1 protein-coding gene and 1 pseudogene are annotated in these 2,290 nt (G+C 72.4%); both read right to left on the bottom strand.

Features of this window, described 5'->3' with window-relative positions:
• On the bottom strand, positions 1–841 hold an 841-nt coding region (locus tag VTU_RS0115025), incomplete at its 3' end, for a cyanophycin synthetase family protein (protein ID WP_010105591.1).
• A 33-nt stretch (positions 842–874) separates the two neighbouring features.
• Positions 875–2,290, bottom strand: a pseudogene (locus VTU_RS27480) (cyanophycin synthetase); the annotation flags it as partial.

Here is a 2,290-nt window from a genome sequence, read left to right as displayed (position 1 = left end):
CGACCATCACCGCGCCGTATTCGGCGGCGGTGCCGTAAGCGGCCTCGAGCTGGGCGCGGTCGCCGACGTTCACCGTCACGCCCTTGCCCTGGTTGCCGTCCTGCGGTTTGAGCACCACGGGCAGGCCGACCTTGCACGCCACCTCCCAGGCCTGCTCCACGCTCGCCACCGGCTCGCCCAGCGGAACGGGAACACCGGCGGCGTGCAGCAGGCACTTGGTCAGGTGCTTGTCCTGGCCGATGGATTCGGCGACGGCGCTGGTGGCGTCGATTTCGGCGGCCTGGATGCGGCGCTGCCGGGAGCCCCAACCAAACTGCACCAGACTGCCACGGGTCAGGCGGCGGTAGGGGATGCCACGGGCCACGGCGGCCTGCACGATGGCGCCGGTGCTCGGGCCCAGGCGCTCGTCCTCGTCGCGTTCGCGCAGTTCCGCGACCGCCCGGGCGGCGTCGAACAGGCCGTCGCCAAGCGCTGCGCGGATGAGCCGCTGCGCGTCGTCGAACGCCTGGCGGCCGACGGTCTCCTCGCTGTACTCGACGACGACCTGGAACACGCCCGCGTCGGTGGTCTGCGTGGTGCGCGCAAAGCTCACCGGGCAGCCCGCCTGCGCCTGCAACGCGAGCGCGGCGGCCTGCAGCACGTGCGCCAGCGAGATGTCGCCGTCGCCGCCCTCGGGGTGGAGCACGCCGATCGCGGGGAACAGGGCGCGCAGCCGGGCTTCGAAGCCGCTCATCCGGCCCACGGCACGCTCGGTCTGCGCGCAGCGCACCAGGGCTTCGATGGCCATGTGGCGGCTCCAGAGGTTCGGGCCGCGCAGGGCCCGGGTGCGGGATACTTCCATGGCAGTCGGTCTCTTTCAGTGCGTGGGGGGACGTCAGGAGCGCAGGCCGGTGCGCGCCGCGAACTCGGGCTCGAAGGTCTTGATTCCTGCGCCAATCAGGTCGGGGGCGATGTCCAGCGCCCACGCGGCGCCGATCGCGGCGAGCAGCGCGTCGGTGTCGGGGCGCACGGCATGGCGCCCGAAACAGAGCTCCGACAACGGTCCGAGCCGCTGCCCGGCGCTTCCCGTGGCGAGCAGCACGCAGCCGTTTTCCACGACCACGGCGCGGCCGTTGTCGCGCGCGCGGTGCGCGGCGATCGCGGGCAGGGCGGCGTCCTGCGCGTACAGCAGCACGCCGCCGTCGCACAGCGGCGCCAGGTCCGCGACCTGGGCAATCGCGGCGTTCAGGACGGCGGCGCCCCCGGTGAGCACTACGTCGATCTGGGTGCGCAGTACCCGGGTCATCTGCGCCTGCTCGTGCAGGTCGAACTCGGCCAGCGTTTCCACGCCGTCCATGTCGGTCACCACGCCCACCTGGCAGCGGTCGTAGGCCAGGCCATCACGCAGGATGCTGCGCGCGTCGCTTTCGATCACCGCGGCCTGCACCATCTTGTTCATGAGCAGGCAGCGCGCCGCTTCCCAGTGCGCGCAGTCGCCGGCCTGCACGCAGCGGCGGTTCAGGAACAGCCCTTCGCGGCAGGCCAGTCCGGTGTGGCGCCCGCTGAGTTGCAGCAGCCAGGCCACGAGGCGCGCGATGGTCGCCGTGCCGCGCGTTCCCGCGACGCCGACCACGGGAATCCGCCCGGCCTGGTTGTCCGCAGCGTCCTCCGCGGGGAACAGGTGCTCCACGATCGCCTGGCCCACCGGGCGCGGCGCGCCCACGGCGGGCTTGAGGTGCATGAGCAGTCCGGGGCCGGCGTTGACCTCGACGATCGCGCCGCCCTGCTCCTGCAGCGGCCTGGAGATGTCGCGCGCCACCAGGTCGATTCCGGCGATGTCCAGGCCCACCACCTTGGCCGCCAGCGCCGCGGTGTAGGCCACCTCGGGGTGCACCTCGTCCGTGCAGTCCACGGCCACGTTGCCGTTGCGCTGCACCACGATCTGCCGGCCGGCAGCGGGAACCGAAGCGGCGTCCAGCCCCTGGCGCCTGAGTTCCAACTGCACTGCGGCGCTGCGTTCGACGTTGATGATTGCCAGCGGGTACTCCTCTTCGTAGCCCCGGCGCGGGTCGGCGTTGAGCTGGCTGTCGATCAGTTCGGCCACCGTGGAGCGGCCATTGCCCGTGATGCCCACGACCTCGCCGCGCGCCGCAGCGACCATCTTTCCGCCGACCACCAGCAGGCGGTGCTCGTCGCCCGGAATGAAGCGCTCGACGAGCACGCCGCTGCCCTCGGGGCGGGCGGCATGGTAGGCGGCTTCGATGTCCTGCTGCGCGCGCAGGTCCAGCGTCACGCCGCGGCCATGGTTGCC

This window comes from Verminephrobacter aporrectodeae subsp. tuberculatae At4 (assembly GCF_000193225.1).
GTDB classification, from domain to species: domain Bacteria; phylum Pseudomonadota; class Gammaproteobacteria; order Burkholderiales; family Burkholderiaceae_C; genus Acidovorax; species Acidovorax aporrectodeae.
This window is presented reverse-complemented; position numbering and strand designations above follow the sequence as displayed.